General features: G+C 69.6%; 26 protein-coding genes. 14 read left to right on the top strand and 12 right to left on the bottom strand.

Annotated features, from left to right (window positions below; all coding sequences use genetic code 11):
* From DJ69_RS09595 to DJ69_RS09575, 5 genes are all read left to right on the top strand, one after another.
* On the top strand, positions 1-552 hold a 552-nt coding region (locus DJ69_RS09595), incomplete at its 5' end, for a branched-chain amino acid ABC transporter permease (protein ID WP_144050421.1).
* Positions 549-1730, top strand: a complete 1182-nt coding sequence (locus DJ69_RS09590; protein WP_099255399.1) for a branched-chain amino acid ABC transporter permease — start codon at positions 549-551, stop codon at positions 1728-1730. The genes DJ69_RS09595 and DJ69_RS09590, both read left to right, overlap by 4 nt.
* Positions 1723-2511: an ABC transporter ATP-binding protein gene (locus tag DJ69_RS09585; protein ID WP_099255400.1), complete on the top strand. Its 789-nt coding sequence runs from the start codon at positions 1723-1725 to the stop codon at positions 2509-2511. Before DJ69_RS09590 ends, DJ69_RS09585 begins: the two co-directional genes overlap by 8 nt.
* Positions 2508-3257, top strand: a complete 750-nt coding sequence (locus DJ69_RS09580) for an ABC transporter ATP-binding protein (RefSeq protein ID WP_099255398.1) — start codon at positions 2508-2510, stop codon at positions 3255-3257. The genes DJ69_RS09585 and DJ69_RS09580 overlap by 4 nt, the downstream gene beginning before the upstream one ends.
* Positions 3258-3293: 36 nt before the next feature.
* The gene (locus tag DJ69_RS09575; protein WP_099255397.1) at positions 3294-4229 is read left to right on the top strand and encodes a DMT family transporter; all 936 of its coding nucleotides are present in this window, start codon (positions 3294-3296) and stop codon (positions 4227-4229) included.
* Between the two features lie 21 nt (positions 4230-4250).
* Here the strand turns inward: DJ69_RS09575 and DJ69_RS09570 are convergent, their stop codons facing one another.
* On the bottom strand, positions 4251-5048 hold the full coding sequence (locus tag DJ69_RS09570) for an RIO1 family regulatory kinase/ATPase domain-containing protein (RefSeq protein WP_099255396.1): 798 nt from the start codon (positions 5046-5048) through the stop codon (positions 4251-4253).
* A 125-nt stretch (positions 5049-5173) separates the two neighbouring features.
* Here DJ69_RS09570 and DJ69_RS09565 point away from each other — a divergent pair, with 125 nt between their 5' ends.
* Complete coding sequence (locus tag DJ69_RS09565) at positions 5174-6322, top strand: acyl-CoA dehydrogenase family protein (RefSeq protein WP_099255395.1); 1149 nt, start codon at positions 5174-5176, stop codon at positions 6320-6322.
* A 36-nt stretch (positions 6323-6358) separates the two neighbouring features.
* On the opposite strand, the gene DJ69_RS09560 is transcribed toward DJ69_RS09565, so the two are convergent.
* From DJ69_RS09560 to glpA, 4 genes are all read right to left on the bottom strand, one after another.
* The gene (locus tag DJ69_RS09560; RefSeq protein ID WP_099255394.1) at positions 6359-7387 is read right to left on the bottom strand and encodes a hypothetical protein; all 1029 of its coding nucleotides are present in this window, start codon (positions 7385-7387) and stop codon (positions 6359-6361) included.
* Between the two features lie 102 nt (positions 7388-7489).
* Positions 7490-9016 carry an anaerobic glycerol-3-phosphate dehydrogenase subunit C gene (locus DJ69_RS09555; protein ID WP_099255393.1) on the bottom strand — a complete coding sequence of 509 codons (1527 nt, stop codon included), beginning with the start codon at positions 9014-9016 and terminating at the stop codon, positions 7490-7492.
* The gene (gene glpB / locus DJ69_RS09550) at positions 9013-10392 is read right to left on the bottom strand and encodes a glycerol-3-phosphate dehydrogenase subunit GlpB (protein WP_099255392.1); all 1380 of its coding nucleotides are present in this window, start codon (positions 10390-10392) and stop codon (positions 9013-9015) included. Before glpB ends, DJ69_RS09555 begins: the two co-directional genes overlap by 4 nt.
* Positions 10379-12151: an anaerobic glycerol-3-phosphate dehydrogenase subunit GlpA gene (gene glpA / locus DJ69_RS09545; RefSeq protein WP_099255391.1), complete on the bottom strand. Its 1773-nt coding sequence runs from the start codon at positions 12149-12151 to the stop codon at positions 10379-10381. Before glpA ends, glpB begins: the two co-directional genes overlap by 14 nt.
* 391 nt (positions 12152-12542) lie before the next feature.
* On the opposite strand from glpA, the gene glpK reads away from it, so the two are divergent.
* On the top strand, positions 12543-14084 hold the full coding sequence (gene glpK, locus DJ69_RS09540; protein ID WP_099255390.1) for a glycerol kinase GlpK: 1542 nt from the start codon (positions 12543-12545) through the stop codon (positions 14082-14084).
* Positions 14085-15251 carry a hypothetical protein gene (locus tag DJ69_RS09535; RefSeq protein WP_099255389.1) on the top strand — a complete coding sequence of 389 codons (1167 nt, stop codon included), beginning with the start codon at positions 14085-14087 and terminating at the stop codon, positions 15249-15251.
* Between the two features lie 109 nt (positions 15252-15360).
* Here the strand turns inward: DJ69_RS09535 and DJ69_RS09530 are convergent, their stop codons facing one another.
* Entirely contained in the window at positions 15361-15759 is a 399-nt protein-coding gene (locus DJ69_RS09530) for a hypothetical protein (protein WP_099255388.1), read from the bottom strand.
* 154 nt (positions 15760-15913) lie between these two features.
* Between DJ69_RS09530 and DJ69_RS09525 the strand changes: the two genes are divergently transcribed.
* The 3 genes from DJ69_RS09525 (at position 15914) to DJ69_RS09515 (ending at position 18141) form a co-directional block, all read left to right on the top strand.
* Positions 15914-16117 carry a hypothetical protein gene (locus DJ69_RS09525; RefSeq protein WP_099255387.1) on the top strand — a complete coding sequence of 68 codons (204 nt, stop codon included), beginning with the start codon at positions 15914-15916 and terminating at the stop codon, positions 16115-16117.
* 82 nt (positions 16118-16199) lie between these two features.
* A complete protein-coding gene (locus tag DJ69_RS09520; protein ID WP_099255386.1) occupies positions 16200-17372 on the top strand; it encodes a Cdc6/Cdc18 family protein in 1173 nt (390 codons plus the stop codon).
* A gap of 85 nt (positions 17373-17457) precedes the next feature.
* Complete coding sequence (locus DJ69_RS09515; protein WP_099255385.1) at positions 17458-18141, top strand: HAD hydrolase family protein; 684 nt, start codon at positions 17458-17460, stop codon at positions 18139-18141.
* A gap of 40 nt (positions 18142-18181) precedes the next feature.
* Here DJ69_RS09515 and hpt read toward each other — a convergent pair whose 3' ends face one another.
* The 3 genes from hpt to DJ69_RS09500 form a co-directional block, all read right to left on the bottom strand.
* Positions 18182-18751 (bottom strand): hypoxanthine/guanine phosphoribosyltransferase, encoded by a 570-nt coding sequence (gene hpt / locus DJ69_RS09510; RefSeq protein WP_099255384.1) that lies wholly within the window; start codon positions 18749-18751, stop codon positions 18182-18184.
* Positions 18752-18841: 90 nt separating this feature from the next.
* Complete coding sequence (locus tag DJ69_RS09505) at positions 18842-19618, bottom strand: enoyl-CoA hydratase/isomerase family protein (RefSeq protein WP_099255383.1); 777 nt, start codon at positions 19616-19618, stop codon at positions 18842-18844.
* A gap of 68 nt (positions 19619-19686) precedes the next feature.
* On the bottom strand, positions 19687-19908 hold the full coding sequence (locus DJ69_RS09500) for a hypothetical protein (protein ID WP_099255382.1): 222 nt from the start codon (positions 19906-19908) through the stop codon (positions 19687-19689).
* A 105-nt stretch (positions 19909-20013) separates the two neighbouring features.
* On the opposite strand from DJ69_RS09500, the gene aroC reads away from it, so the two are divergent.
* Together aroC and DJ69_RS09490 are read left to right on the top strand one after the other, a co-directional pair.
* Positions 20014-21201, top strand: coding sequence for a chorismate synthase (gene aroC / locus DJ69_RS09495; RefSeq protein ID WP_099255381.1), 1188 nt, complete (start codon positions 20014-20016; stop codon positions 21199-21201).
* Between the two features lie 57 nt (positions 21202-21258).
* Positions 21259-22731, top strand: a complete 1473-nt coding sequence (locus tag DJ69_RS09490) for a sensor histidine kinase (RefSeq protein WP_099255380.1) — start codon at positions 21259-21261, stop codon at positions 22729-22731.
* A 49-nt stretch (positions 22732-22780) separates the two neighbouring features.
* Here DJ69_RS09490 and DJ69_RS09485 read toward each other — a convergent pair whose 3' ends face one another.
* The 3 genes from DJ69_RS09485 to DJ69_RS09475 are packed head-to-tail and all read right to left on the bottom strand — an operon-like array spanning position 22781 to position 24449.
* Positions 22781-22990 carry a hypothetical protein gene (locus DJ69_RS09485; RefSeq protein WP_099255379.1) on the bottom strand — a complete coding sequence of 70 codons (210 nt, stop codon included), beginning with the start codon at positions 22988-22990 and terminating at the stop codon, positions 22781-22783.
* 52 nt (positions 22991-23042) lie between these two features.
* Positions 23043-23843, bottom strand: a complete 801-nt coding sequence (locus tag DJ69_RS09480) for a ZIP family metal transporter (protein WP_099255378.1) — start codon at positions 23841-23843, stop codon at positions 23043-23045.
* Positions 23844-23900: 57 nt separating this feature from the next.
* Positions 23901-24449: a TIGR04206 family protein gene (locus tag DJ69_RS09475; protein ID WP_099255377.1), complete on the bottom strand. Its 549-nt coding sequence runs from the start codon at positions 24447-24449 to the stop codon at positions 23901-23903.
* A 97-nt stretch (positions 24450-24546) separates the two neighbouring features.
* Between DJ69_RS09475 and DJ69_RS09470 the strand changes: the two genes are divergently transcribed.
* The coding region (locus DJ69_RS09470) for a 2-dehydropantoate 2-reductase N-terminal domain-containing protein (RefSeq protein ID WP_144050420.1) at positions 24547-25176 on the top strand (630 nt) is incomplete at its 3' end.

The following is a 25176-nucleotide window of genomic DNA, read 5'->3' as shown; positions in this document are numbered from 1 at the left end:
ATCGAGGCGCTCCTCCCGTACGGTATCCGGGTGACGCTCCACGACGTGGCGATCGTCGCCTCGGCGGCGGTGCTCGTCGTCGGGCTTCACGTCCTGTTGCAGTACACCGACCTCGGTCGGAAGATGCGCGCGATGGCGGACAACCCCGACCTCGCGCGGGTCAGCGGGATCCGCACGAAGCGGGTCAAGCTCTGGACCTGGGTCATCGGCGCCGGCCTCGCCGGCGCGGGCGGCGTGTTCCTCGGGCTGTTCAACCAGCTCTCGCCGCGGATGGGGTTCAACCTCCTGCTGGTCATCTTCGCGGCGGTGATCCTCGGCGGCATCGGCTCCGTCTACGGCGCGATGGCGGGCGGCTTCCTCATCGGCATGATAAACCAACTTACGCCGTTCTTCTCCAACGTGGTCGGGGCGCTCCCGATCGCCCCGAACTGGCTCGAACGGTTGCTTGAGAGTCTGATCAGCATCGAGTACGCGAACGCGATCGCGTTCGTGATCATGGTCGCCGTGCTGTTGATCCGGCCGAACGGGATCGCCGGAGAGGGGGCGACATGAGCGCCCTCGACGGCGTGACGGAGGCGGTGGCGGACCTGAGTCGCCCCGAGACGTGGGTGCTCGGCGTCAGCGCCGCGTTCGCGCTGTTCCTGCTCGCCGCGCTGCTCACCGGCGCGCTCGGGCCGACGTACTTCCTGTTCCTCGTCGGCCTCGCCGGGATGTACGCGCTGTTGTCCTTCGGGCTGAACGCCCAGTGGGGGTTCACCGGGCTGATCAACTTCAGCGTCGCCGCGTTCTTCGGGGTCGGCGCGTACGGCTCCGCGCTGATGACCGCCGACAGCTCGCCGATCGCGGGCGGATTCAACCCGCTCGTCGGGCTCGTCGTCGCGCTCGTCGTGGCGTTCGTGCTGGCGCTCCTGATCGGCATCCCGACGCTCCGGCTCCGGGCCGACTACCTCGCGATCGCCTCGCTCGGACTCGCGGAGGTCGTGCGGCTGATCGTCCTCAACGAGCGCTGGCTGACCAACGGGAGCGCGGGGTTACGCGGCATCCCGAGCTTCTTCCAGGGGTGGCCGGTGCTCTCGTCGTTCCCGGAAGCGATGCCGGGGCTCCGGCTGGTGGTGATCCCCGGATCGCCGATCCTCCTCGAAACGGCGTTCTGGCAGTCGCTGCTGAACGTCGCGCTCGTGCTCGCGTTCGCGGGCGGGGCGTTCCTCGTCTTGCGCCGCGCCCACCGGTCGCCGTGGGGACGGGTACTGCGCACGATCCGATCGGACGAGGACCTCGCGCGGGCGCTCGGCAAGAACACCTACTCGTTCAAGATGCAGTCGTTCATCCTCGGCAGCCTGATCATGGCGCTGGCGGGCGTGTTCTACACCCACCTGAACCTCTACGTCGGGCCGGGGGATCTCGACCCGATCACGACGTTCTACGCGTGGGTCGCCGTGATCTTGGGCGGCAGCGGCTCCAACCGCGGCGCGCTGTTCGGCGGCATCGTCATCGTCACCATCCGCGAGGGGACGCGCTTCCTCAACGACGTGGCGCTCCCGATCGACCCCGCGCCGCTGCGGCTGCTGCTGATCGGCGTCGTGATCGTCGCGGTCATGCGCTACCGGCCGCAGGGGATCCTCCCGCCGCAGCGAGAGCTGATCTGGCCGAGCGCGGTCGACGGGGGCGGAACCCCCGAGCCGCCGGACAGCGGCGTCCGCGAACAGAAAGGGAGTGGTGGCGATGAGTGAGGGCGCGCTCCCGAAGGAGGACGCCGTCCTCCGCGTCGACGACCTCCAGAAGTCGTTCGGCGGCCTCGCCGCGACGGACCACGCGACCTTCGCGGTCGAGCGCGGCACGATCACCGGGCTCATCGGCCCGAACGGCGCCGGGAAGTCGACGCTGTTCAACCTCATCTCCGGCTTCTACGAGCCGGACGGCGGGACCGTCGAAGTGAACGGGACCGACGTGACCGGGATGGAGCCGTACGAGGTCGCCGACCACGGGCTCATCCGGACGTTCCAGACCCCCCGCAAGCTGGAGGGGATGACCGTCCGCGAGGCGATGCTGGTCGGCCCGCGGAAACAGCCCGGAGAGTCCTTTCTCAAGCTGTTCGCCGCGCCGGGGGCCGTCGGGGAGAGCGAGTCGGCGAACCTCGCCGAGGCGGAGCGAATCTTAGAGGAGTTCGAGATCGACCACCTCGCGACCCAGCCGGCGACCGACATCTCCGGCGGGCAGATGAAGCTCGTCGAGCTCGCGCGGGCGATGCTCGCCGAGCCGGAGGTGCTGCTGCTCGACGAGCCGGTGGCGGGCGTGAACCCCACGCTCGCGAAGAAGCTCAAAGACCAGATCCGGCGGCTCAACGAGCAGGGCACGACGTTCCTGCTGATCGAACACGACATGGAGTTCGTGATGGACCTGGCCGACCCGATCGTCGTCTTAGATCAGGGACACGTCCTGACGGAGGGGACGCCGGAGGGGGTCCGCAGCGACGATCGCGTCATCGACGCGTACCTCGGAGGCGGCACATGAGCGACGACACCACCCGGCCCGCAGGGGCCACCGACGGATCCGATCCCGTGCTCTCGCTGTCGAACGTCGACGGCGGGTACGGCGAGGTGCAGGTGCTCGACGACCTCTCGATCCGGCTCGATCCGGGCGAGATCGTCTGTCTCGTCGGGCCGAACGGGGCCGGGAAGTCGACGGTCCTCAAGACGGCGTTCGGCATGCTGACGCCGTGGACGGGGTCGGTCGAGTACCACGGCCGCGATATCGGCGGGATGGCGCCCGAAGACATCGTCCGCGAGGGGATCGGATACGTCCCCCAGACCGACAACGTGTTCGGCTCGTTAACGATCGACGAGAACCTCCGGATGGGCGGTGTCGCCCGGGACGGCGGCCTCGAAGACGTGATCGAGACGCTGTACGATCGCTTCCCGATCATCGATCGGAAGCGGACCGCGAAGGCGAAGACGCTCTCCGGCGGCCAGCGGCAGGTGTTGGCGTTCGCCCGCGCGCTCGTGATGGAGCCCGACGTGCTGCTCATCGACGAGCCGTCCGCGGGGCTCGCGCCCAACACCGCCGACGACGTGTTCGAGGACGTCCAGGAGGTCAACGATATGGACACGGCGATCCTGATGGTCGAACAGAACGTCACGAAAGGGCTCGGCATCTCCGACCGGGGATACGTCCTCGATCAGGGGACGGTCCGGTTCGAGGGGACGCCGGAGGAACTGCTCAACGACGAGGAGGTCTCGCAGCTGTATCTCGGCGGCTGAGACGCCCCAGCGACCCCTTTCCCCTTCAGAACTCGTATGTCACCCAGCGTCGGCCGATACGCGTTCGCGCTCGCTCCCCTCGCAGCCGCGGCGCTGTGGGGCGGGATGTACGTCGTCAGCAAGTGGGGGTTCGAGCTGATCCCGCCGGTGACGCTCGGCTTCCTGCGCGTCGCGGTCGGCGCCGGGGCGCTCTGGCTGGTCGTCGCCGGACGGGGTGGCCCTGCGCCCTCCCGCGAGGAGTGGCGGCCGTTCATCGCGCTGGGCGGCTGGGTGACGCTGACGGTCGCGACCCAGTTCGTCGGCACGGAGCTGACCAACGCCAGCCAGGGGTCGCTCCTGACGGTTCTCACGCCCGTGTTCACGGTGCTGCTCGGCGCGGCCGTGCTCGGCGAGCGCGTCACGGCGACGAAGGCGGGCGGAATGGCGGCCGCCGGCGTCGGGACCGCCGTCGTCATCGCCGGCCAGTACGAACTCGGATCGATAGCCGCCGGCAACGCGCTCGGCGTGGCCCTGCTCTTGGCGGGCAGCGCGACGTGGGCCGGCTACACCGTCTGGGGGGTGCCCGCCGTCAGGCGCCACGGCGCGCTGCGGGCGGCGACGTACTCCTCGCTGGCGAGCGTCCCGATGCTGGGCGCGCTCGCCGCCGCCGAGCTGTGGTATCTCGGCCTCTCGCCGGCGGAGATCCCGGCGACCGCGGAGTCGGTCGCCGCCGTCCTGTACCTCGGTGTGGCGTCGACGGCGGCCGCGTGGTACCTCTGGTACAAGGGGTTGGAGTACGTGCCCGCCGGGACCGTCGCCGTCTTCTTCTTCGCACAGCCCGCGGTCGGGGCGGCGCTCGGCGCCGCGCTGCTCGGCGAGGCGCTCGGGTCGGGGTACCTCCTCGGCGGCGCGCTGATGACCGTCGGGATATGGGCCGTGAGCCGAGAGCGCGCGGGGGCGCCCGACGAGACGCCGGACGCGGCCGCCGAGTAGCCCGCCTCCCCGACGGCGTCCCTACGTCGCCCGCTTCTCGAGTTCGCCGTTGAGCCCGGCGGCGTCGAACTCGTGGTCGGGTCGGACCGCGACGAAGTCGAGGAACCGCCGGGCGGCCAGAATTTCGTCGGTCGAGTAGCTCTCCAGCGCGGCGTCGACGGCGTCGGCCGCGCCGATCAGGGGTTCCAGCGCGGCGAGGGCGCTCGCGAGGTCGTACGACCGCGCCGACTCCCGTCCCGCCTCGCTCACGCTCGTCGCGTCGATGACGTAGAGGTCGCCGTCGCGCACGAGCACGTTTTCGGCGCGGAGGTCGCCGTGGGCGAGCCCGGCGTCGTGGATCGTCCGGAGCGTGGCGAAGAGCGCCGGGGCGAGCGCCGCCACGTCGTCGGCGTCGAGCTCGTCGAGCGTCCGGAACTCGGGGAGGTACTCCAACACGACGACGCCGAGGTCGCCCACCTCCAGCGCCTCGATCGGTTCCGGGGCGTTGACGCCGATCTCGCGGACCTTCCGCGTCGCCTCCAGCTCGTGGCGCGCCATCTCGTAGGGGGTCTCGTAGCGCTCGAAGAACCCCTCGGTGCCGGCCGAGAAGGCGCCGAGGTTGCGACCGGTGGTGAACAGCGCGTGGACCAGCGTGTTCTGGCGGGTGACGACCTTCACGAACAGATCGTCGTCGATCACCATCGGGGTCGACAGCCAGTTGTCGGCGTCGAGGAAGCGCACTCGCATCTCGTCGCGGTCGTACCGGTCCGCCAGCTCGCGGACGACCCGCTCGATGTCGGGCCAGTCCACTCGACCGCGCACGAGCCGGCGAAGCTCCATGAACGGTGGGAGACGGTCGGGAGTGATAAATGGTCACGTCGGGACCGAAACGCGCGGCGCGTCGGCCCGCAGGATCGATCACGGTCGTTCGTATCGTTTATGCCGGCGCGACGCAATTCTTGCGCATGGACTTCGACCTGCCCGCGGAACACCGGATGATCCGCGACACCGTCCGGGAGTTTTGCGAGGAGGAAATCCGCCCGATCGCTCAGGAGATCGAGGACGAACACCGGTTCCCCGACGAGGTGTTCGCCGACCTGAACGACCTCGACGTGATGGGCGTGCCCGTGAGCGAGGAGTACGGCGGGCTCGGCGGCGACCAGCTCATGTACGCCGTCGTCACCGAGGAGCTGGGCCGCGTCTCCGGCGGCATCGGGCTCTCGTACGCCGCCCACACCTCGCTGGGCGCGAAGCCGATCGAGCTGTTCGGGACGGCCGACCAGAAGGAGAAGTGGCTCCGGCCCCTCGCCGAGGGCGGCGAGCTCGGCGCGTGGGCGCTCACGGAACCGGGGAGCGGCTCCGACGCCTCGAACATGGACACGACGGCCGAGTACGACGCCGACGCCGGCGAGTACGTCCTGAACGGCACCAAGCAGTTCATCACGAACGCGACCGTCGCCAACAGCGTGTTGGTGAAGGCCGTCACCGACCCAGACGCGGGGTACGACGGCATCTCGACGTTCATCGTCGACCCCGACAACGACGACGGATTCGAGGTGACGACCGTCTGGGACAAGATGGGGCTCAACTGCTCGCCCACCTGCGAGATATCGCTCGACGGCGTGCGCATCCCGGAGGACCGGCTGCTCGGCGAGGAGGGCGAGGGGTGGACGCAGACGATGAAGACGCTCGACGGCGGGCGGATCTCCATCGCGGCGCTCTCGGTGGGGCTCGCCCAGGGCGCCTACGAGGCCGCCAAGGAGTACGCCGGCGAGCGCGAGCAGTTCGGGATGCCGATAGCGAAGTTCGACGCGATCCGGGACAAGGTGGTCCACATGCACCGACAGACCGAGCGCGCCCGGCTGCTCACGCAGAAGGCGGCCGCGAGGTACGACGCCGGCGAGTCGGTTACGCGGGAGTCGGCGCTGGCGAAGCTCGACGCCAGCGAGGCTGCCCGCGAGGTGGCAGAGGAGGCGGTCCAGACGCTCGGCGGCTACGGCTACACCACCGACTTCGCGCCGCAGCGCTTCTACCGCGACGCGAAGCTGATGGAGATCGGCGAGGGAACGAGCGAGATCCAACACGTCGTGTTGGGGCGCGAACTCGGACTGTAACCGACCGCGCACGCCGTCACGGGCCGGGACGACCGGTCACAGGTTCCGCTCGATGTACCGGTCCACCGACTGCACCCGATCGGGATCGAACGTCCAGAGCCCGCGCCAGACCCGTGGCTCGGTCTCGATCGCGAGCAGGCCGACGCCGTTTTCGATCCCCTCTTTGAGGTCGCTGCCGGGGTCGGCGTCGATCGACTGCGGGCCCTCCGGCGGGCGGTACACCACGAACCAGCTGTCGGTGAAGTCCGGCGTGTCGCCGCCGTGGATCACCGCGCTGAGGTTGCGCGGGAGGTCGTCCGGGATCCCGTAGAGGTGCGTGTCGACGCCCGCGGACGAGACGCGGTCGTACACCTGCCGCGTGCCGACCTCGTCGTTGAGCCGCGAGAGGCGCTGGAAGGAGGACCGGAGCGTCCCGTCGCCCGCCATCCAGGCGGCCCGCTCGATGAACCGGGAGATGGTGATCAAGAGGAGCTTCTGGCGGTTCGACTCGGGGTACCCGCGCAGCGTGAACGTCGTGTCGGCGAGCCCGCTGATCACCGACGGGAGATCGATGTCGTCGAGGGTGCGACTGCCGGTGATGTACAGGTCCGAGTTCACGAACAGCACCGCCTCACCGAGCTCGCCGAGCGTCGACCCGGCGATCACCTCGTCGCCATCGACGAGCAGCGCGAGGTTTTCCAGCTCGTCGGGGTCGTCGCCGTCGAAAGGCACGTCCTCGTGTTCCCGGAGCGTGTCGATGTCGATCACCGGACCGGCGGCGCCGGGCTCCGATGCCCCCGGAGTGTCGGGACCGACGCCCTCCCCGTTCCGGCCGACGATCCGATCCGTGGTGAACTCCCGCGTGGTGAGCCCGCCGTGCGAGTCCGAGCGATCCGGCGCGGCGTTCGGGTCTCGACTCCGTTGGGGAGGTCCGCTCGGGACCACCGTCTCGTCGACCACGTTCACCGCCCCCTCCCCGAACGTGTCGATGAGCATGTTCAACACGGGGTCCGGGTCGGTGCGGTTAACGACGACGATGGACCGATCGTCGCCGTCGAACCGGTCGAGGAACCGTACAAGCGTCACGTGCTCAGAGTGAGGTGGTTCGGATAATAAACGTTCCTTCGCGGTTATCTCGCCTGAAAAACAGAGCCGGTCGACGCCTGAACCGCTCCGCAGCGGGCGATTTTACGCGCCGACCGCGTCCTCGAGAAGCTGGAGCGGGTGCTCGACCTCGTAGCCGGTGCCGTGCTCCATCTGCATCGCGCAGGTCGGACACTCGGTCATCCCCACGTCGCCCTCGGCGTCCTCCATGTGCTCGAACATCTCTTCGCCGATCTTCATCGACTTCTCGTACTTCTCCTCCTTCCAGCCGTAGGTGCCGGAGATCCCCGAACAGGAGTCGCCGACGTCCTCCATCGTGACGCCCTCGACGTCGCGGAACGTCTCGACGGCCTGCCGGGAGAGCCCCTGATTGCGGGCGTGACACGGCGCGTGGTAGGCGAACGCCTGCTCGTCGGCGAGTTCGGTCCCGGCCAGCTCGCCGCCCAAGTCCTCGTTGATCCGGAGGTACTCCAGCGCCTCGTAGGTGTGCTCGGAGACGTCTTCGATCCCGTGGATGTCGAACAGCTCGGGGTACTCCTGGCGCAGCGACAGCGAGCAGGAGGTACAGGAGGCGATCACGTCCGCGCCCTCGCCGATGGCCTCGACGAGGTTCTCGACGTTCGTCTCCGCGTGCCGGCGCGCGTCTTTCAGCATGCCGTTGGCGAACATCGGCGTGCCCGAACACTTCTGTGGCGGCACCAGTACCTCGTAGCCGAAGTGCTCGTACACCCGGACCATGGCCTTGCCGACCTCCGGGGTGTTGTAGTTGGAGTAGCAGCCGTGGAAGTACGCGACGCGTTTGTCCGGGTTCTCCACCTGCGCGCCCCCGCGGGCCTTCCACCACTCGCGGAACGTCTCCGTGGCGAACTCCGGGAACTCGCGGTCGCCGGCGATCCCGAGCACCTTCTCGCCGATTTTCATCGCGCCCGGAATCTTCGTCGCGGCGTTCGCCAGCCGCGGCACCTTGCTCGCGATGGACGCGAAGAAGCGGTAGTTCGAGAGGATGCGGTTCCTGATGTACTCCCGGGAGAGCTTCTCCATCTGCTCTTCGACGAACTGTCCGCGCGCCTCGTTGTGCATCTGCGAGAGGGGGACCGAGGAGGGGCAGGCGTCGTCACAGCGCATGCAGTTCGAACAGGAGGTGATCGACTCGTCGATGTCGTGGTCGTCCTTGCGCTTGAGTCGCCACTGCTCCGGCCCCTGGAACTTCGGCCCCGGGAACTCCTCGTCGACCTCGGCGACCGGACAGGAGGTATCACAGCTCGTACACTTGTAACAGGAGTCGGCGCCCTCCCGGAGGTCGAGGTCGCCGCCGGGGAACACGTCGACCGGGTCGTACGCGTCGGGGTCGAGTTCGGGCGAGTCGCTCCCGCCGGTCGCGCTCTCGACGCCGCCGTCGGTGGCGGCGCGGTCCGCGGCCAGATCAGGCTCGGGATCGTCACCCGCGCCTTCCTCCGGCACCGCTCCGTCGTCGGGGACGAAGATCGACGGCTGCTCGTCGATCCCCGCCTCGGGGACGCCGGGAGTGGCGGCGGGGTCGCCGCCGTCGTTGCGCTCCCCGTCCGTTCCGTTCGCCTCGTCCGCGTCTCCGTCGTCCGTGTGTCGTGTCATTGGGTTGCCTCCGTCGCCGCCTGCCGCCCCGCCACTACGCCGGTCGCGAGCGACACCCCGCTCGCGGACTTCTCGCGCGCCACGTCCGCGCCGCCGACGACGCCGCCGGCCGCGAAGACGTTCGCGTACGCCGCGTCCCCCTCCGCGTCCAGCGCGCGCCCGTCCTCGTCGATGCGCACGCCGAACCGCGCGTAGGGCTGGTCGCCGAACGCGTCGTCGACGAACCACTCGTAGCGGTCCGCCGGCTGCTCAACCGGGAGCCCGAACGCGGGCTCGCGGACGCCCTCCCGGTCCGAGTCGAGCCCCTTCCCGACGAGCCCGCCGGTCGCCAACACGAACGCGTCGGCGCCGTAGGGCGTCTCGCGCCCCTTTCGGTCGACCGAGACCGTCTCGATCGCGCCGTTCGCCTCGGTCTCGATCCCGACGACCGGGTTCCCGGTCTCGAACCGGACGCCCGCCGCGTCGAGCGCGTCGTACAGTCGGTCCTCCAGTCTGAGCCCCGGAAGGCTCGGCGGCCCCATCGGGATCTCGAAGACGTCGGCCCCGAGCCGCTCCGCGAGCTCGGCGCGGACCGCGTCGCCCGCCTGATCGCCGAGGAACGCTGGGAAGCCGACGCGCTCGACGCGGTCGACGCCGCCCGCCTCGTCGACCACGTCGTGGAGGTGCGGCGAGACCGCCTTCGCCAGCGCCTCGCGGGCGGGGGCGCCGTCGATCTCCTCGTCGTGGTCGAGCGCCTTCGCGAGGCGGGTGACCTTCGTGTCCGCCCGGAACGCCTCGGCGAACTCCACCTCGGCGCCGGCGACGTCGAAGGGGACGCCCGCGGCCTCCAGCCGCCCGGCGAAGGTCCGCGCGTCGTACTCCGTGAGCGACCGGAAGCCGACTATCAGGGTCGGTCGGTCGTCGCTCGCGAGCCCCGCCTCGGCGGCGGCCGGGTAGCGCGCGGTCGGCTTCACGCTCCCGCCGAACGTCGGGACGAGCGCGTTGCTGTCGGTATGGCCTCCGCGATACGCGTCGCCGACGAGGTCGTCGAACAGGGTCAACCCCTCGCGGAGCGCGTCGGCGCCGAGGACCCGGTAGGGGTGGCTCTCCGGGAGCCGGTCGATCGCCTCGAAGGGGTCCGAGAGCGGCCCCTCCGGGTCGGGCCACTCGTCGCGGTCGAGCTCGCGGCCCGCCGTCGGCGGCCCCTCGCGGAGCGGGGTCGCGGGCTCGGTGGCCGGCACGTACCCGAGCGCGTCGATCAGCCCGGAGGCCTGCCGGAGCGTGCTCGACTTGTGCGAGACCAAGCGGACATCGGCGCCCTCGCGGGCCGCGGCGACCGCCGAGGTGATCGCCGCCAACCCCCCGCCGACGACGAGCACGTCGCTATCGATCGCCATCGATACCTCCGTCTGCGGTCGCGTCGTCAGCTGCGCGACCGCCGTCGGCCGCCGCGGCGCCCGCGCCCTCGTCGGTCACGCCGCTTCCGCCGGCGCCGGCGTCGAACGCCCCGAAGTCGACCTCGCCGTCGGCGTTCGCCGGGTCGCCGTCGCGGTTCATCGTCGTGGCGTGGAGCAGGTGGTTCAACATCGCCTGCGAGAGCTGGCGCCCCCACAGGGCGTGTCGCTGCCCCTTCCAGCGTTCCTGGTACAGCTCGTCTTCGGCGTCGCGGACGACCGGTTCCGGGTACTCCTGTGCGAGCTCGGCGGCGATCCGGTGTGAACAGAACCCGCCCTGACAGTTACCCATCGAGGCGCGGGTGCGCAGGCGGACCGCGTTGAGGTCGCTGCCGGCCTCGCCGATCGCGTCCTGCACCTCGGCGCGGGTGACGCCCTCGCACTCGCAGACGACGGGGTTGGGGTCGTACTCGTCGAGCACGTCGTCGGCGCGCGAGCCGAGCCGCTGCCCCGAGCGCCGCGCCACGGGCGACCGGAGCCCGAAATCGTCCATCAGCTCGTCCATGCGCGCCGGGTTCTCCGACCCCGGTAGCGGCGCGTCGGCGGTGTCGCAGGTCGCCTCGTGGTCGAGCGCGTCGCAGACGTGGTCGCTGATGGACTCGGCCATCATGCGGTAGGTGGTCAGCTTCCCGCCGACGATGGTGGTCATCCCCGGGAGGTCGTCGCGGTCGCCGTGGTCCAAGAGGAAGTAGTCGCGGGTGATGTCGGTCGGGTCCTCGGTGCCGGTCCCCGGCGGCTCGTAGAGCGGCCGGACGCCCCAGAACGACCGCAGCGTCCGGGCGTCCTTCAGCGCGGGGACGAGCTCCGAGAGCGTCTCGATCATCAGGTCGACCTCCCACTCCTCCTCGGGGTAGTCCTCGGGGTCGTCGACCTCCTCGTCGGTGGTGCCGAGGATGCAGGCGGTCTCGTGGGGGACGATGATGTCGGCGTCGCCCTTCGGTCGACAGCGGTTGACGACGGTGTCGACCTGCCGGGTGTTCATCACCGTCATCACGCCCTTCGAGGGGCGCACCTCCACGTCGACGCCGGCCATCTCACCGACGTTGCCCGCCCACGCGCCGGTCGCGTTGACGACGTGGCGCGCGCGGATCTCCTCGGTCGTCCCCGGCTCTCGGTGCACTCGCTTGCCGGGTCCGGTCTCGTGTTCGACCTCGACGCCGACGATCTCGCCGTCCTCGACGAGCACGTCGGTCACCGGCGCGTGCGTCTCGATCCGCGCGCCGTGTTCGCGGGCGTCGGCGGCGTTGGCGACGCAGAGCCGGAAGGGGTCGACCGCGCCGTCTGGGAGCGCGATCGCCTTCTCCACGTCGCGGGCGAGGTACGGCTCGCGGCGCCGCGCCTCCTCCCCGTCGATGACCTCGACCGGGATGTCGCAGGCGCGGCACCCCTCCAGCTTCTCCTGAAAGTACTCCTCGGAGTCCTCCGGGCGCTTGACGAACAGCCCGCCGGTCTCCTCGACGCAGTGGCCCGCGATGTCGCGGAGCACCCTGTTCTCCTCGATGCACTCGCGCGCGCTCTTCTGGTCGGAGACCGCGTACCGCCCCCCGCTGTGTAAGAGCCCGTGCATTCGCCCCGTCGTGCCGTGCGTCAGGTTCCCCTTCTCGACGAGCACCGCGTCGAGCCCCCGCCGCGCGAGGTCCCTGACGACGCCGCACCCCGTCGACCCCCCGCCGACGACGACGACGTCAACCTGTTGGTCCATGTCGATGAGGTCGGACCCCGCCCACTTTACTTTACCTCCTGCTTGGAGCCAAGCATAACAATCAGGGATGTTCAAGTAGTACAATCGTTGTCGACAGCGGTCTATTTATATACCAACTTTTTCGACACCGGAGAATACCGGATTTTAACAGGAAGATTATTATGGTAGTACATTATGTTCACGAGTGGCGTGGTAGCTTTCGTGAAGATATGCCGCGGCGGCGGTGACACCAACTCGCCGGGCGAGGCGCGAACGGCGGCTCGCCCGGCCACAGGGCGGATAGGGTGTCGCAGTCGGCGGCCCGGGGACGAACGGCGTCCCCCGTCGACGCTCGCGGTGCGGTCGGCGTCGACGACGTGAACGGACCAGCGCCACAGGAGGGATCCAATACATGACACAGTATGTCGGTGCGATAGACCAGGGGACGACCGGTACCCGCTTCATGGTGTTCGACCATGAGGGCCAGGTCGTCGCGAACGCGTACGAACAGCACGAACAGATCTACCCCAACCCGGGGTGGGTCGAGCACGACCCCATCGAGATCTGGGAGAACACACAGCAGGTCGTCCTCGACGGCCTCGCGGACGCGGGGCTGGAAGCGAACCAGCTCGAAGCGATCGGGATCACGAACCAGCGCGAGACGACGATCGTATGGGACAAAGACTCCGGAAAGCCGGTCCACAACGCCCTCGTGTGGCAGGACCGCCGGACGACGGACCGCGTCGAGGAGCTGCAGGAGGCGGACAAGGTCGAGGAGATCCGCGATAAGACCGGCCTCGAAGCCGACGCGTACTTCTCCGCGACCAAGACCGAGTGGATCCTCGACAACGCCGAGCCGCTCAAGATGCAGAGCTCTCGGGGCGGCGACCTCCGTGACCGAGCCCGCGAAGGCGAGCTCATCATGGGGACGATCGACGCGTGGCTCATCTACAACCTGACGGGGAACCACATCACCGACGTCACCAACGCCTCCCGGACGATGCTGTACAACATCCGGGATATGGAGTGGGACGACGAGCTCTTAGAGGAGTTCGACGTGCCGAAGGAGATGGTGCCCGAGGTACGACCCTCCTCCGACGAGGACTACTACGGCCACACCGACGCGGACGGCTTCCTCGGCGAGGAGGTCCCGGTCGCCGGCGCGCTCGGCGACCAGCAGGCCGCGCTGTTCGGCCAGACCTGCTTCGACGAGGGCGACGCGAAGAACACCTACGGCACCGGCTCGTTCTACCTGATGAACACGGGCAACGAGGCCGTCAAGTCCGACCACGGGCTCCTGACGACCATCGGGTTCCAGATGTCCGGCGAGCCGGTCCAGTACGCGCTCGAAGGCTCGATCTTCATCACCGGCGCCGCGATCGAGTGGCTCGAGGATGTCGACCTGATCAACAACGCGGCCCAGACCGCGGAGCTGGCGCGGTCGGTCGACTCGACCGACGGCGTCTACATGGTCCCGGCGTTCACCGGGCTCGGCGCCCCGCACTGGGACGGCCGCGCTCGCGGGACCATCGTCGGCATGACCCGCGGGACGAGCAAGGAGCACATCGTGCGGGCGACGCTCGAGAGCATCGCGTATCAGACCCGCGACGTGGCGGAGGCCATGGAGGCCGACTCCGGCGTCGAGACGACCAGCCTCCGCGTCGACGGCGGCGCGGTCAAGAACAACTTCCTCTGTCAGCTCCAGTCCGACATCATCCAGACGGACATCGCCCGGCCCGAAGTGGACGAGACGACCGCGCTCGGCTCGGCGTACGCTGCCGGGCTCGCCGTGGGGTACTGGGACAACGTCGACGAACTCCGCGACAACTGGCAGGTGGACCGCGAGTTCAGTCCCGAGAAGGACCAGGCGGACGTCGACAAGCTGTACAGCCGGTGGGACGACGCGGTCGATCGCTCCCGCAACTGGGCACAGGACGACGAGGAGGACGAATAGATGAGCGTCGAACTGGTTCCGGATCTGGCCATCGCGGCCGACACCGTGCTACAGGTCGGATACGAGCCCGGTGCGCCGACCGACGTCATCGAGAGCCTCACCAACCCGGGAATCCTCCTCGGCGCGCTCGCCGGGGGCGCGTTCGGGGCGGCGCTCGGTGCGCTCCCCGCGTTCATCTTCACGGGCTTCCTCGTGATCGGCGGCTCGCTCGGCGGCGGCGGTTTCGGCGTCGACGTGGGCTTCGGTCCGGTGTTCGGTCCGCACATCTCCTTCGCGGGAGGTGTCGCAGCCGCTGGGTACGCGGCCAACAAGGGATACATGGAGTCCGGATTCGACTATCACAACGCGAAGGACATCGGCTTCGCGCTGGGGAGTAAGCCGGACATCCTCGCGGTCGGCGCCGTCTTCGGCGTCTTCGGCGTCCTTATCGAACAGCTCTCCCGGCAGCTCGCGCTGCCGGTCGACCCGATCCCGGTGAGCATCGTCATCAGCGCGATCGTGGTCCGAGCCGTCTTCGGGTACAGCATCGTCGGTAAGGTGAGCGACAAGGCGAACGGCTACTTCGACATGGGGCCGTTCGAGCGCGAGGAGATGCGCGATCCCGGTGAGGTCAAGGGCGACGGCGAAAAGGCCAGCGAGGACCGCCTCGCCGTTGAGCCGTGGCTCCCGAACATGTACAAGTGGTCGCACGTCGCGGCGATCGGCTTCTTCGCCGGTCTCGCCTCCGGCGTCATCACGTACAACATGATCAGCGGCGGGCACGGCCTCATCGCCGTGTTCGCCGGGTTCGGAATCAGTGCGGCGTCGCTGCTGTTCTTGAACCTCGGCGTCGACCGGATCCCGGTCACACACCACATGACGCTGGCCGGAGCGACCGCCTTCCTCTCCACGTGGGAGGGGGGGATCCTGATGCTGACCGACCTCTCTGCGGCGGACTTGACGGCGCCCCTCGCGTTCGGCGCCGCGCCCGCGCTGCTGTTCGGTGCAGTGTTCGGGCTGTTCTCCGCGGTCGTCGGTGAGGCGTCTCAGCGCGTGTTCTACGCGCACTCCGACACGCACTTCGACCCGCCGGCGGCCGCCATCGTGGTCTGGACGCTGGTGCTCGGACTGCTGGTCATCGCTGGATTGCTCAACTGGGCCGTCTGGATCCCCGGGACAGGGATCTAACGCGCCCCCGATCTCGGCAGGTTTTATTATGTCACTTCGCTCACCCGCGGTCGGTTGGAACCATCTCGACAGCGGCAGCTGTCGAGACGAGCGCGAGCGGATGCGACCGTCAGTCGGGGAGCAATACCGAGAGACCGAGAAACGCGACACCAGCCACCGCAACGGCGCCGACGGCAACCGCCGACGCCCCGACGCCGAGAGAACGGGCGATCAGTGCGAGTCCGCCAGCGGTCGCGAGCGCGATGCCGATCGCGCCGTGGTGGTAGCTCCCGGCGGTCGGCTGGTCGGCGATTGCCGCCGAATCGCCGTCGACGAACGCGCGGGCGCCCCACCAGACCGACGCGAACCGGACACCGACCCCGACCGCGGCTGCGGCGATCGAGACGAACTCGATGTCGCCGATGGTGAGCATGCCGGACCCGAACGCGACCAGCGTCGCCAAGACGGCGACCACTTTGCTTCGGTCGTCGACCGTGTGGAGCGTCTCAACGGCCGGATCGTTCGACATACCCGGGGTAGTTCGCCCGACGGTCGTATAGGTTTCCATCGGAGCGGAGCCGCGCGGCCGACGGCGACGACCGTCGAGGAGAGCGCACGATCGCCGTGTGCTGACCGCGGACTGAACGTGAGGTATTTAAACGCCGCGCCGAGGATGACGTGGTATGTTGGATCGGCTGGGGTTCGAGCGGCGGGATCGCCGGAACCTCCTCGTGGTGATCGCGGTTGTGGCGGTCGTGACGGCGATCGTCTCGGAAGGAACCGCCGGCGTTCGACTCCTCGTCGGGCTGATAACCGGCCTCATCAGCGGGGTCATGTTCATCATCTCGACGGTGCTCATCAACCGGTACAAACCCGACCACTGGTGACCCCGGACTGGCGACCGCCACTCCGAGGCCGGAACTCCCGCGGTTCGTGCCAGTTTTATCCGAACACGCAGGAGGGGCGCCCGTGAACATCGACGACCGTATCGAGCGCCGGCTCGGCTACGACGTGGGGGCCGGCGTCCTCGTGGACATCGACGCCGTCTCGCCGGTGTCACACACCGGCCCGCCGGTCGGTCGAGGGCCGGCGATCGAGCGGCTCCTCGACGTGTTCGAACCGGCCTTCGCCGGGTCGCTCCCGCCGAGCGCCTACGTCCACGGGCCGAAGGGAAGCGGGAAGTCCGCGATCGTCACCGAGCTGTTCGAGCGGCTCGCGTCACACAGCGGCCCGCGACGGGCGATCCAGACGTCGACGCGGGCGGTCGAGCCGACGCTCCCCGGGTTCGTCTACGTCGACGCGCGGCGGGCGTCGACGCGGTTCCGGCTCTGTCACGCCGCCCTCGACGCGGTCAGCGACGAGGCGGTCCCCGAACACGGGGTCGGCACGGACGAGCTGGTCGAGTCCCTGCGCGACGCCGTCGACACCGGGCCGGATCTGGTCGTCGCGGTCGATCACGTCAACGAGGCGGAGACGCCGGACGCGAGCGCGGTCGTCGAGTGGCTCGGGGCCGTTAGCGACCGGGTCGTTCCGGTGTGTCTCGGCCGTGAGGAGCCGGGAGAGATCGAGTGGACGCCCGACGAGGCGGTGGCGTTCGAGCCGTACCGGCGGCACGTGCTCGTCGAACTGCTGACGAGCCGGTGTTCCACCGGGCTCGGCCGGGACGCGCTCACCCACGACCAGATCCGCGAGGTGAGCGAGTGGGCCGAGGGGGACGCGCACGACGCGTTCGCCGCGATCGCCGGCGCGGCCATCACGGCGGAGCGCGCCGGCGCCTCGACGGTGCGGCCCGAGGACCTCGACGGGGGGATCGAAGCGGTCCCGCGCCCGGGCGTCGCGCTCGGACGGGTCCTCGCGCTCTCGGAGAGCCGGCGGCGGCTCCTCTACGAGCTCGTGAGCCTGACCGACGACGACCGGGCGTCGGTGAGCGCCGCGACCGAGACGATCGCCTCGCGCGAGGCGGTCGACCTCTCGCCCTCGACGGTGCGGCGCGTCCTCTACGAACTCGCCGACGCCGGCCTGCTCGACCGGGTGACGGCGCACCGGAGCGACGGGAAGGGACGACCGCCCAGTCGGCTCGTCCCCCGGTTCCCGACGCTCGTGTTCCGCGAGCTGTTCGATCGACCCTCGTGGTCGGTGTGAGCCGGCTCCGCCGTCCTTTCTCTCGCCGCCTCGCGGACCGTCCGCGAACGCAAGACAGTTGCGCGTCGTGCCCTCACCTCCCGGTATGGTTCCGCCCCTCGCGTTAGATATCGACGGGACGCTGACGACGGCGAGCGGTCGGATCGACGCGCGCGCCTTCGAGCTGTTGCCCGACTGGGACGCGCCGGTGGTGCTCGCGACCGGGAAGGCGTTTCCCTACCCGGTCGCGTTGGCGCACTTCCTCGGGCGCGCGGAGACCGTTATCGCCGAGAACGGCGGCGTCGTGCACGTCGCCGGCGAGACGGCCGTCCTCGGCGACCCCGAGGCCCCGCGGGCCGTCGTCGAGGCGTTCCGCGAACGCGGCGGCGACCTGGGATGGGGCGGGCGCGACACGGTGAACCGCTGGCGCGAGACCGAGGTGGCGCTGTCGCTCGACGTCGACGAGACGCTGCTGCGCGAGGTCACCGCTGCAGCCGGCGGCGACGTGGAAGTCGTCGACACCGGCTACGCGTACCACGTCAAGTCGACGGGCGTGAGCAAGGGGCGCGGGCTCGAGCGCGTCGGTGACACTCTCGATGTCGACCCCGACGAGTTCGTCGCGATCGGCGACAGCGAGAACGACGTCTCCACCTTCGCGGTCGCCGGCGAGTCGTACGCGGTCGCCAACGCCGACGTCGCCGCCCGCGACGCCGCCGACGTCGTTCTGGAGGAGTCGTACATGGACGGCACCGCGAGCGTGCTCGCCGACCTCCGGGCGCGGAGTGAGTAAGGGAGCGGGAAGCGAGGAACGGGGAAGGCTGAAGAGGCGCTCAGTCGTCGCCGTGGGCGTCGACGATCACGACTTCGCCGTCCTCGACGGTGACGTTGATGAGCGTCTTCACGTTGTAGTCGGTCTTGTCGAGCTCGTTTTCGCCCGCCTTCTTGATCACCGCGACGACGTCGACGACGTCGGCGCCGACCTCGTCGGTGAGGGCGTCGATGATCGCCTTCATCGTGCCGCCCGTCGAGAGCACGTCGTCGAGGACGAGGACGCGGTCGCCCTCCTCCACGTCGTTGATGTACATCTCCGACTCGGAGTAGCCGGTCTCCTGGAACAGCGGCACCTCGCCGTCGAGGCCGTACTGACGCTTGCGGATGACGACCAGCGGGATGTCGGTCATCAGCGAGAGCGCGGTCGAGATGTGGATCCCCATCGCCGCCGGGGTGACGATCTTGTCGACGTTCTCCAGCTCCGCCTTCCGGATGATCCGGATGACGATCTCTCGGAGGAGCTCCGGTTTGAGCATGGGAACGCCGTCGCTGATCGGGTGGACGAAGTACTGGTACTCGCCTTTCTCGATAATCGGCGCGTCGAGGAGCGACTGCCGCAACTGGTCCATGTCGCGGGTACTCGGGCGGATTAATAAAGCGTGGCGATTGTCCGGTCCCGTGGACACCGATCGCACGGGACGAGGGAGAGCGACGCGCGCCTACTCGAACTCCGGCTCCCGCTTCTCGACGAACGCCGCCATTCCCTCGCGCTGGTCGTGCGTGCCGAACAGGCCGGCCCACGCCCGGCGCTCCAAGGCGAGCCCGTTCGCCTGGCTCCCCTCGCGGGCGGCGTTGAGCGCCTCCTTCGCCGCGCGCATCGCGACCGCCGGCTTGGCGGCCAGCGCCGCCGCCAGCTCGTCGATCCGGTCGTCGAACGCGTCGTCCGGAACGACTTCGCCGACGAGACCGATATCGGCCGCCTCGCTCGCGTCGATCCGCTCGCCGAGGAAGACGAGTCGCCGCGCCGTCTCGTCGCCGACCAGCCGCGGGAGCCGCTGCGTCCCGCCCCAGCCGGGGATGATCCCGAGGTCGATCTCCGTCTGCCCGATCACGGCGCTCTCGGCGGCGACGCGAAGGTCACAGGCCAACGCGAGCTCCGACCCGCCGCCGAACGCGTACCCGTTGACCGCGGCGACCGTCGGCGCCGGAAACGACTCGATCGCGTCCGCGACGCGGTGGCCGAGCTCGGCGTACGCCTGCGCCTCCGGGGTCGACAGCTCGACCATGTAGGAGATGTCCGCGCCGGCGACGAACGCCTCGTCGCCCGCGCCGGCGAGAACGAGCGCGCGAGCCCCGGCCGCCTCGGCCTCCGCGAGCGCCGCCTCGATCGCTTCGAGCGTGTCGACGGTGAGGGCGTTGAGCTGGGCCGGGCGGTCGACGGTGATCGTCGCCACGTCACTGTCGTCGATGGCGAACGTGATGGTGTCCCACGTCATACCGGCCCGTCTCGCGGCGGGGTGAAAGTCGTTCGGCAGGCGGAACTCCGCTCCGCGGTCGAGCCGCGTCAGATCTCCTCGCGGCTGTCGATCTCGCTGTAGATGAACCACGCGGTGGCGTACGCGCCGATGAAAAGCAGATAGCCGAACACCAGTCCGACGAGCTGGCGGGAGCCGAGCCCGCCCGGGAGGGTCCGTGAGAGGATCGTCAGCGCGACGACGAAGACGACGAGCGAGAACAGCCCGGAGAGAGCGTACACACCGAGGTCTGAGGTGAGTCGATCGCGCACGCTCACGTCAACGCGGCCCGCTAATAAACCATCTCCGGTCGCGGCGAGACCCCGGTCTATTGCGCGGATTGCAACCCCTATATGCCCTCGGCCATACGGTGGCGTATGAACGGGAACCGGTTCGGTCGGCTCTTCCAGGTGACGACGTACGGCGAGAGCCACGGCGACGCGATGGGCGTGACGGTCTCGGGCGTGCCCGCCGGCGTCGAGCTCGACGAGGAGGCCATTCAGGGACAGCTCGACCGGCGCAAGCCGGGGCAGTCGATGATCACGACCTCCCGGGGCGAGCCCGACGAGGTCGTCGTCAACTCCGGGGTACAGGACGGGTACACCACCGGCACGCCGATCGGGATGGTGATCCAGAACAAGGACGCGCGATCGGGCAAGTACGAGCCGTACGTCACCGCGCCGCGCCCCTCCCACGGCGACTACACCTACTCCGCGAAGTTCGGCACGCGCAACTGGGGCGGCGGCGGACGGTCCTCGGCGCGCGAGACGGTGAACTGGGTCGCGGCCGGCGCGGTCGCCGAGCAGGTGCTCGACGCCTCGGAGTACGACGTGGCGATCAAAGCGCACGTGAACCAGATCGGCGACGTCGAGGCCGACGAGGTGAGCTTCGAGCAGCTGCTCGAGCACAGCGAGGAGAACGACGTGCGCTGTGCCGACCCCGACGCGGCCGCCGAGATGCAAGAGCTGATCGAGCGGTACCAGGAGGAGGGCGACTCCATAGGCGGCTCCATCTACTTCGAGTGCCGCGGCGTCCCCCGCGGGCTCGGCGCGCCGCGCTTCGACGGCTTCCCCTCCCGGCTCGGGCAGGCGATGTTCTCGATCCCCGCGACCACGGGCGTCGAGTTCGGGCTCGGGAAGGAGGCCGTGAACGTGACGGGCAGCGAGCGCAACGAGGACTGGACCTTCGACGACGGCGAGTCGTTCGACCACGTCGAGAGCGAACCGGGCGACCCGGTCCCCGTCGGCAACGACCACGGCGGGCTCCAGGGCGGCATCACCACCGGCGAGCCCATCTACGGGGAGGCGACGTGGCACGCGCCCACCTCGATCCCGAAGAAACAGCGCTCCGCCGACTGGGAGACGGGCGAGGAGAAGGAGATCCAGGTCGTCGGCCGGCACGACCCCGTCCTCCCGCCGCGGGCCGTCCCCGTCGTCGAGGCGATGCTGTACTGCACCGTCCTCGACTTCATGCTGCTCGCCGGCCGGATCAACCCCGACCGCGTCGACGCCACCCCGGGAGAGTACGACACCGATTACCACCCGAGCAGTCCGGACAACGAGTGATCGCTCGCCGGAACAGGTAACTGTAAACGGAGCCACCAGAAATAAACGGGTCGTACGATGGGTCCCTCGCACTCCACCGACCGCTCGTCCGACGAAGACGGTGCCGAGGACGCCGCCGAACCGATCGGCCTCGGAGGCGACTCGGCCGATATGGAGCTCCGGACGTTCCGTGAGGTCGTTCGCAGCGCGGGTCACTCGATCTACTGGACCGACACCAGCGGCACGATCCAGTACGTGAACGCCGCGTTCGAGGAGCAGACCGGATACAGCGCCGAGGAGGCCGTTGGGAGCAACGCCAACATCCTCCAGTCCGGCGTCCACGACCAGCAGTTCTACGAGCGGCTCTGGGACACGATCCTCTCCGGCGAGGTCTGGCACGGCGAGATCGTCAACGAGCGGCGAAACGGCGAGCGCTACGTCGTCAAGCAGACGATATCGCCGATCACGAATCCGGACGGGAAGATCGTCCGCCTCGTCGCCGTCAACGAGGACATCACGGAGCTCCGCGCGTACCGGGAGCGCGCCGAGAAGGAGCGCGACCGCTTCGAGCAGCTCCTCGACGCGGTTCCGGTACCGATCGTCCTCTCCGAGTTCAGCGGCGGCGACCCGCTCGTCGAACAGACGAACTGCGCGTTCAGAGAGCAGTTCGGCTTCGGCGAACAGCGGCTGGTCGGCTCCTCGCTGGACGAGTTCATCGTCGACGAGGACGACGCGGACGCCGCGAGCGAGATCAACGAACGGATTCGGGATGGCGATCGGGTCCATCGGGAGGTCGTCCGCCGGACGTCGAACGGCGAGCGCCGCACGTTCCTGCTGGTCGCGATCCACCTCGCGGGCGACGGCCGCGACGAGGCGCTCGGCGCGTACCTCGACATTACCGACCGCAAGCGGGCGGAGGAGCAGCTCCGGCGGAAGAACCGTCAGCTCGAGGAGTTCGCGGAGGTCGTGAGCCACGACCTTCGGAACCCCCTCAACACCGCCACCGGTCACTTGGAGATGATCGAACCGGAGTGCGAGGGCGACCCCCACATGGAGGCGGTGGCGAACGCCCACGCGCGGATGGAGGACCTGATCGAGAACATCCTGTCGCTCGCGAAACAGGGACAGCTCATCGACGAGAAGGAGGCGGTCGAGCTCGGCGTGTTCGTGTCCAGCTGCTGGCAAACGGTCGCCACGAGGGGCGCAACACTCCGAAACGAGGCGTCGGGGACGGTACGAGCCGATCCGAGCCGACTCCGGCAGCTGTTCGGCAACCTGTTCCGAAACAGCGTGGAACACGGGGGCGGGGACGTCAGCGTCACCGTCGGCGACCTCCCGGACGGATTCTACGTCGAGGACGACGGGCCGGGAATCCCGGAGGCGGAGCGCGACGACGTCTTCGAGTCCGGCCACACGACCGCCGAGGACGGGACCGGCTTCGGCCTCGCCATCGTCCGCGAGATCGTCGAGGCGCACCGGTGGTCGGTCGCCGTGGCGGAGGGAGCGGCGGGCGGTGCCCGCTTCGAGTTCACCGGCGTCGATCGCGACTGAGCGGTATATCGACGTTCTGCGGCCGCTGGCAGCCGCTCCGTCTCCGCTCTCACTCCCCCGGCGACCACTCGCAGGCGTCGCCAGCGGTCAGGTCGTTCTCGTCGACGTGGACCGCGAGGCACGCGTAGTTACAGAAGTACGCCGGCGAGCCGCAGCCCTCGCCGCAGTCGCGCACGCAGATCGGGTCGTGCTCGAAGATCCGCGAGCCGCAGTGGGCGCACCTCTCGTCGGCGTCGGGCGTGGAGACGGTCGTGGACATGTCCGGAGGTCAGGGCGTGCCGCGTCGAAAAGCCGTCGCGCTTCTGTACGACTCACACCACGACGACCGCGTCGACGACGACCAGCAGCACGAAGCCGACGAGGAACGCCCCGGTCGCGGCGTCGGCGTGGCCGTGGCCGTGCGAGGAGGGGATCAGCTCCCGGAACACCACGGCGAGCATCGCGCCCGCGGCGAACCCGGAGGCGACGGGAAACAGCCCCGACGCAAACCCGACGAGCAGGAACCCGAACACGGACGCGACGACCTGCGGGACGACTCCCGAGAGGGTGGTGTACCAGAGCACTCGGAGGTTCGACATGCCGGTGTCCGCCATCGGCACCGCGAACGCGAACCCGTCGGGCACGTTCTGGAGGCCGATCACGACCGCGAGCACCAGCGCGACTTCCTCTAACCCCGACGCGAACGCGACGCCGATCGCCAACCCCTCCGGGGCGTTGTGGAGGGTGATCGCGCCGCCGATCAACAGCGCCTTCCGGAGCGTGACCTCGCGGTCGTCGGCCGCGGCGTCGGCGGCGTCGTCGCCGGTCGCGCCACCCTCGGGGAGCCACTCGCGGTACTGCGCGTGGAGGTGAGGGATGGCGTAGTTCCCGGCGAGCAGGCCGCCGCCGCCGAGGAGCAGTCCCGTCATCACCGCCGAGAGCGTCCCTTCCTCCATTCCGGGGATGATCAGGCCGAAGACGCTGGCGGCGACCATCAGCCCGGCGGCGAGCCCCAGCGCGGCGTCGTAGACCCGGTGCGTGACGCGAGCCCGAACGAACACCGGGAGCGCCCCGAGCCCCGTCGCGACGCCCGCGACGCCGCTCACCGTCACTACCCCACCGATGTCGGTCATGGAACCGGATTCCGCGCCCGTGGTGTTAAAAACCGTCTCATCGGCAACGCGTCGCGCTCAGGCCTCGACGATGCCGCGGAGGTCGCGCCCGTACGCGCCGACGGCGACCGCCAGCGTCGCGAGCGCGCCGACCGGGATCACGGCGAACCAGCCGGACGTGGTCCCGACGCCGAACCGGGTCGCGACGCCGACGGAGACCCACAGGCTCGCCGCCGCGGCGAGCGCGAGGAGCCCGCCGGTGACCCGCCGGTCCTCGCGCCCGACCGCGACCCCCGCCGTCGCGCTGGCCGCCGCGAGCAGGTGAAAGCCGACCGCGAGCGGCCACGCCCGGATCGACGCCGGGAGCGTGCCGAACGGGCGCGGCTGGTCGAGGAAGTACGACCACACGGGGTAGCCGCCGGCGGCGACTCCCGGACCCGACGTGTTTAGGAACCCCCAGAGGCTCACCACGGTGAGGTTGTCGCCGGGGATCACAGCCATCGGGACCGCGAGCAAAGCGAAAACGAGGAGCCAGCCGAAGCGGCGGGAGACGCGGGCGGCGCGCTCGTCCGACTTCGGTCGTCGCGGGTCGGTCGTCTCCGGTCCCGATGTCGGTCCCTCGGACATGTCCTCGTCTCGGGGAGCCGCGGGTAAGTATCGCCCGGACGCGGTCCGGGTTCGGGAACGCGGAACGTTCTTTGAGTCGGGGGGCGCTTGCTTCGGCATGCGAGTTACCGTCGTCGGCAGCGGCTACGTCGGAACGACCCTCGCGGCCTGTCTCGCGGACGCGGGTCACGATGTGACCGCGATCGACATCGACCCGGACGTGGTCGCGGCGATCAACGAGGGGCGCGCAGCCATCCACGAGCCCGGCCTCGACGACCTCCTGGCCGAACACGCGGGCGACCGGCTCCGCGCCACGACCGAGTACGACGGCGTCCCCGACGCCGACGTGACGTTCCTCGCGATCGGCACGCCGTCGAACGAGGACGGGAGCATCGACCTCGGCGGGCTCACCGCGGCCGCGGAGATGACCGGCGAGGCGCTGGCGGGGGCGGGCAGCGACGCCTCGGCTGCAGATCCCGACGACCGCCACCTCGTCGTCGTCAAGAGCACGATCACGCCCCCGGGCGTCAGGGAGGTCCGCGAGGCGCTCCGCGCGGGCGCCGGCGACGCGGCCGACCGCGTCGAGCTCGCGACCAATCCGGAGTTCCTCCGGGAGGGAACCGCCGTCGACGACTTCCAACACCCGGACAAGCTCGTCTTCGGAACCGAGTCCGACCGGGCCACGGAGCGATTGGAGACGCTGTACGAGCCGCTTCTCGCCGCGACCGGCGGGGACGTGCCGGTCATC

The sequence above is a fragment of the Halorubrum persicum genome (assembly GCF_002727125.1).
GTDB classification, from domain to species: Archaea; Halobacteriota; Halobacteria; order Halobacteriales; family Haloferacaceae; genus Halorubrum; species Halorubrum persicum.
This window is presented reverse-complemented; position numbering and strand designations above follow the sequence as displayed.

Coding starts and splice junctions, on each gene's coding strand:
- DJ69_RS09590 (WP_099255399.1), top strand. CDS start 549: ATGAGCGCCCTCGACGGCGTGACGGAGGCGGTGGCGGACCTGAGTCGC.
- DJ69_RS09585 (WP_099255400.1), top strand. CDS start 1,723: ATGAGTGAGGGCGCGCTCCCGAAGGAGGACGCCGTCCTCCGCGTCGAC.
- DJ69_RS09580 (WP_099255398.1), top strand. CDS start 2,508: ATGAGCGACGACACCACCCGGCCCGCAGGGGCCACCGACGGATCCGAT.
- DJ69_RS09575 (WP_099255397.1), top strand. CDS start 3,294: ATGTCACCCAGCGTCGGCCGATACGCGTTCGCGCTCGCTCCCCTCGCA.
- DJ69_RS09570 (WP_099255396.1), bottom strand. CDS start 5,048: ATGGAGCTTCGCCGGCTCGTGCGCGGTCGAGTGGACTGGCCCGACATC.
- DJ69_RS09565 (WP_099255395.1), top strand. CDS start 5,174: ATGGACTTCGACCTGCCCGCGGAACACCGGATGATCCGCGACACCGTC.
- DJ69_RS09555 (WP_099255393.1), bottom strand. CDS start 9,016: ATGACACGACACACGGACGACGGAGACGCGGACGAGGCGAACGGAACG.
- glpB (WP_099255392.1), bottom strand. CDS start 10,392: ATGGCGATCGATAGCGACGTGCTCGTCGTCGGCGGGGGGTTGGCGGCG.
- glpA (WP_099255391.1), bottom strand. CDS start 12,151: ATGGACCAACAGGTTGACGTCGTCGTCGTCGGCGGGGGGTCGACGGGG.
- glpK (WP_099255390.1), top strand. CDS start 12,543: ATGACACAGTATGTCGGTGCGATAGACCAGGGGACGACCGGTACCCGC.
- DJ69_RS09535 (WP_099255389.1), top strand. CDS start 14,085: ATGAGCGTCGAACTGGTTCCGGATCTGGCCATCGCGGCCGACACCGTG.
- DJ69_RS09530 (WP_099255388.1), bottom strand. CDS start 15,759: ATGTCGAACGATCCGGCCGTTGAGACGCTCCACACGGTCGACGACCGA.
- DJ69_RS09525 (WP_099255387.1), top strand. CDS start 15,914: ATGTTGGATCGGCTGGGGTTCGAGCGGCGGGATCGCCGGAACCTCCTC.
- DJ69_RS09515 (WP_099255385.1), top strand. CDS start 17,458: ATGGTTCCGCCCCTCGCGTTAGATATCGACGGGACGCTGACGACGGCG.
- hpt (WP_099255384.1), bottom strand. CDS start 18,751: ATGGACCAGTTGCGGCAGTCGCTCCTCGACGCGCCGATTATCGAGAAA.
- DJ69_RS09505 (WP_099255383.1), bottom strand. CDS start 19,618: ATGACGTGGGACACCATCACGTTCGCCATCGACGACAGTGACGTGGCG.
- aroC (WP_099255381.1), top strand. CDS start 20,014: ATGAACGGGAACCGGTTCGGTCGGCTCTTCCAGGTGACGACGTACGGC.
- DJ69_RS09490 (WP_099255380.1), top strand. CDS start 21,259: ATGGGTCCCTCGCACTCCACCGACCGCTCGTCCGACGAAGACGGTGCC.
- DJ69_RS09485 (WP_099255379.1), bottom strand. CDS start 22,990: ATGTCCACGACCGTCTCCACGCCCGACGCCGACGAGAGGTGCGCCCAC.
- DJ69_RS09480 (WP_099255378.1), bottom strand. CDS start 23,843: ATGACCGACATCGGTGGGGTAGTGACGGTGAGCGGCGTCGCGGGCGTC.
- DJ69_RS09475 (WP_099255377.1), bottom strand. CDS start 24,449: ATGTCCGAGGGACCGACATCGGGACCGGAGACGACCGACCCGCGACGA.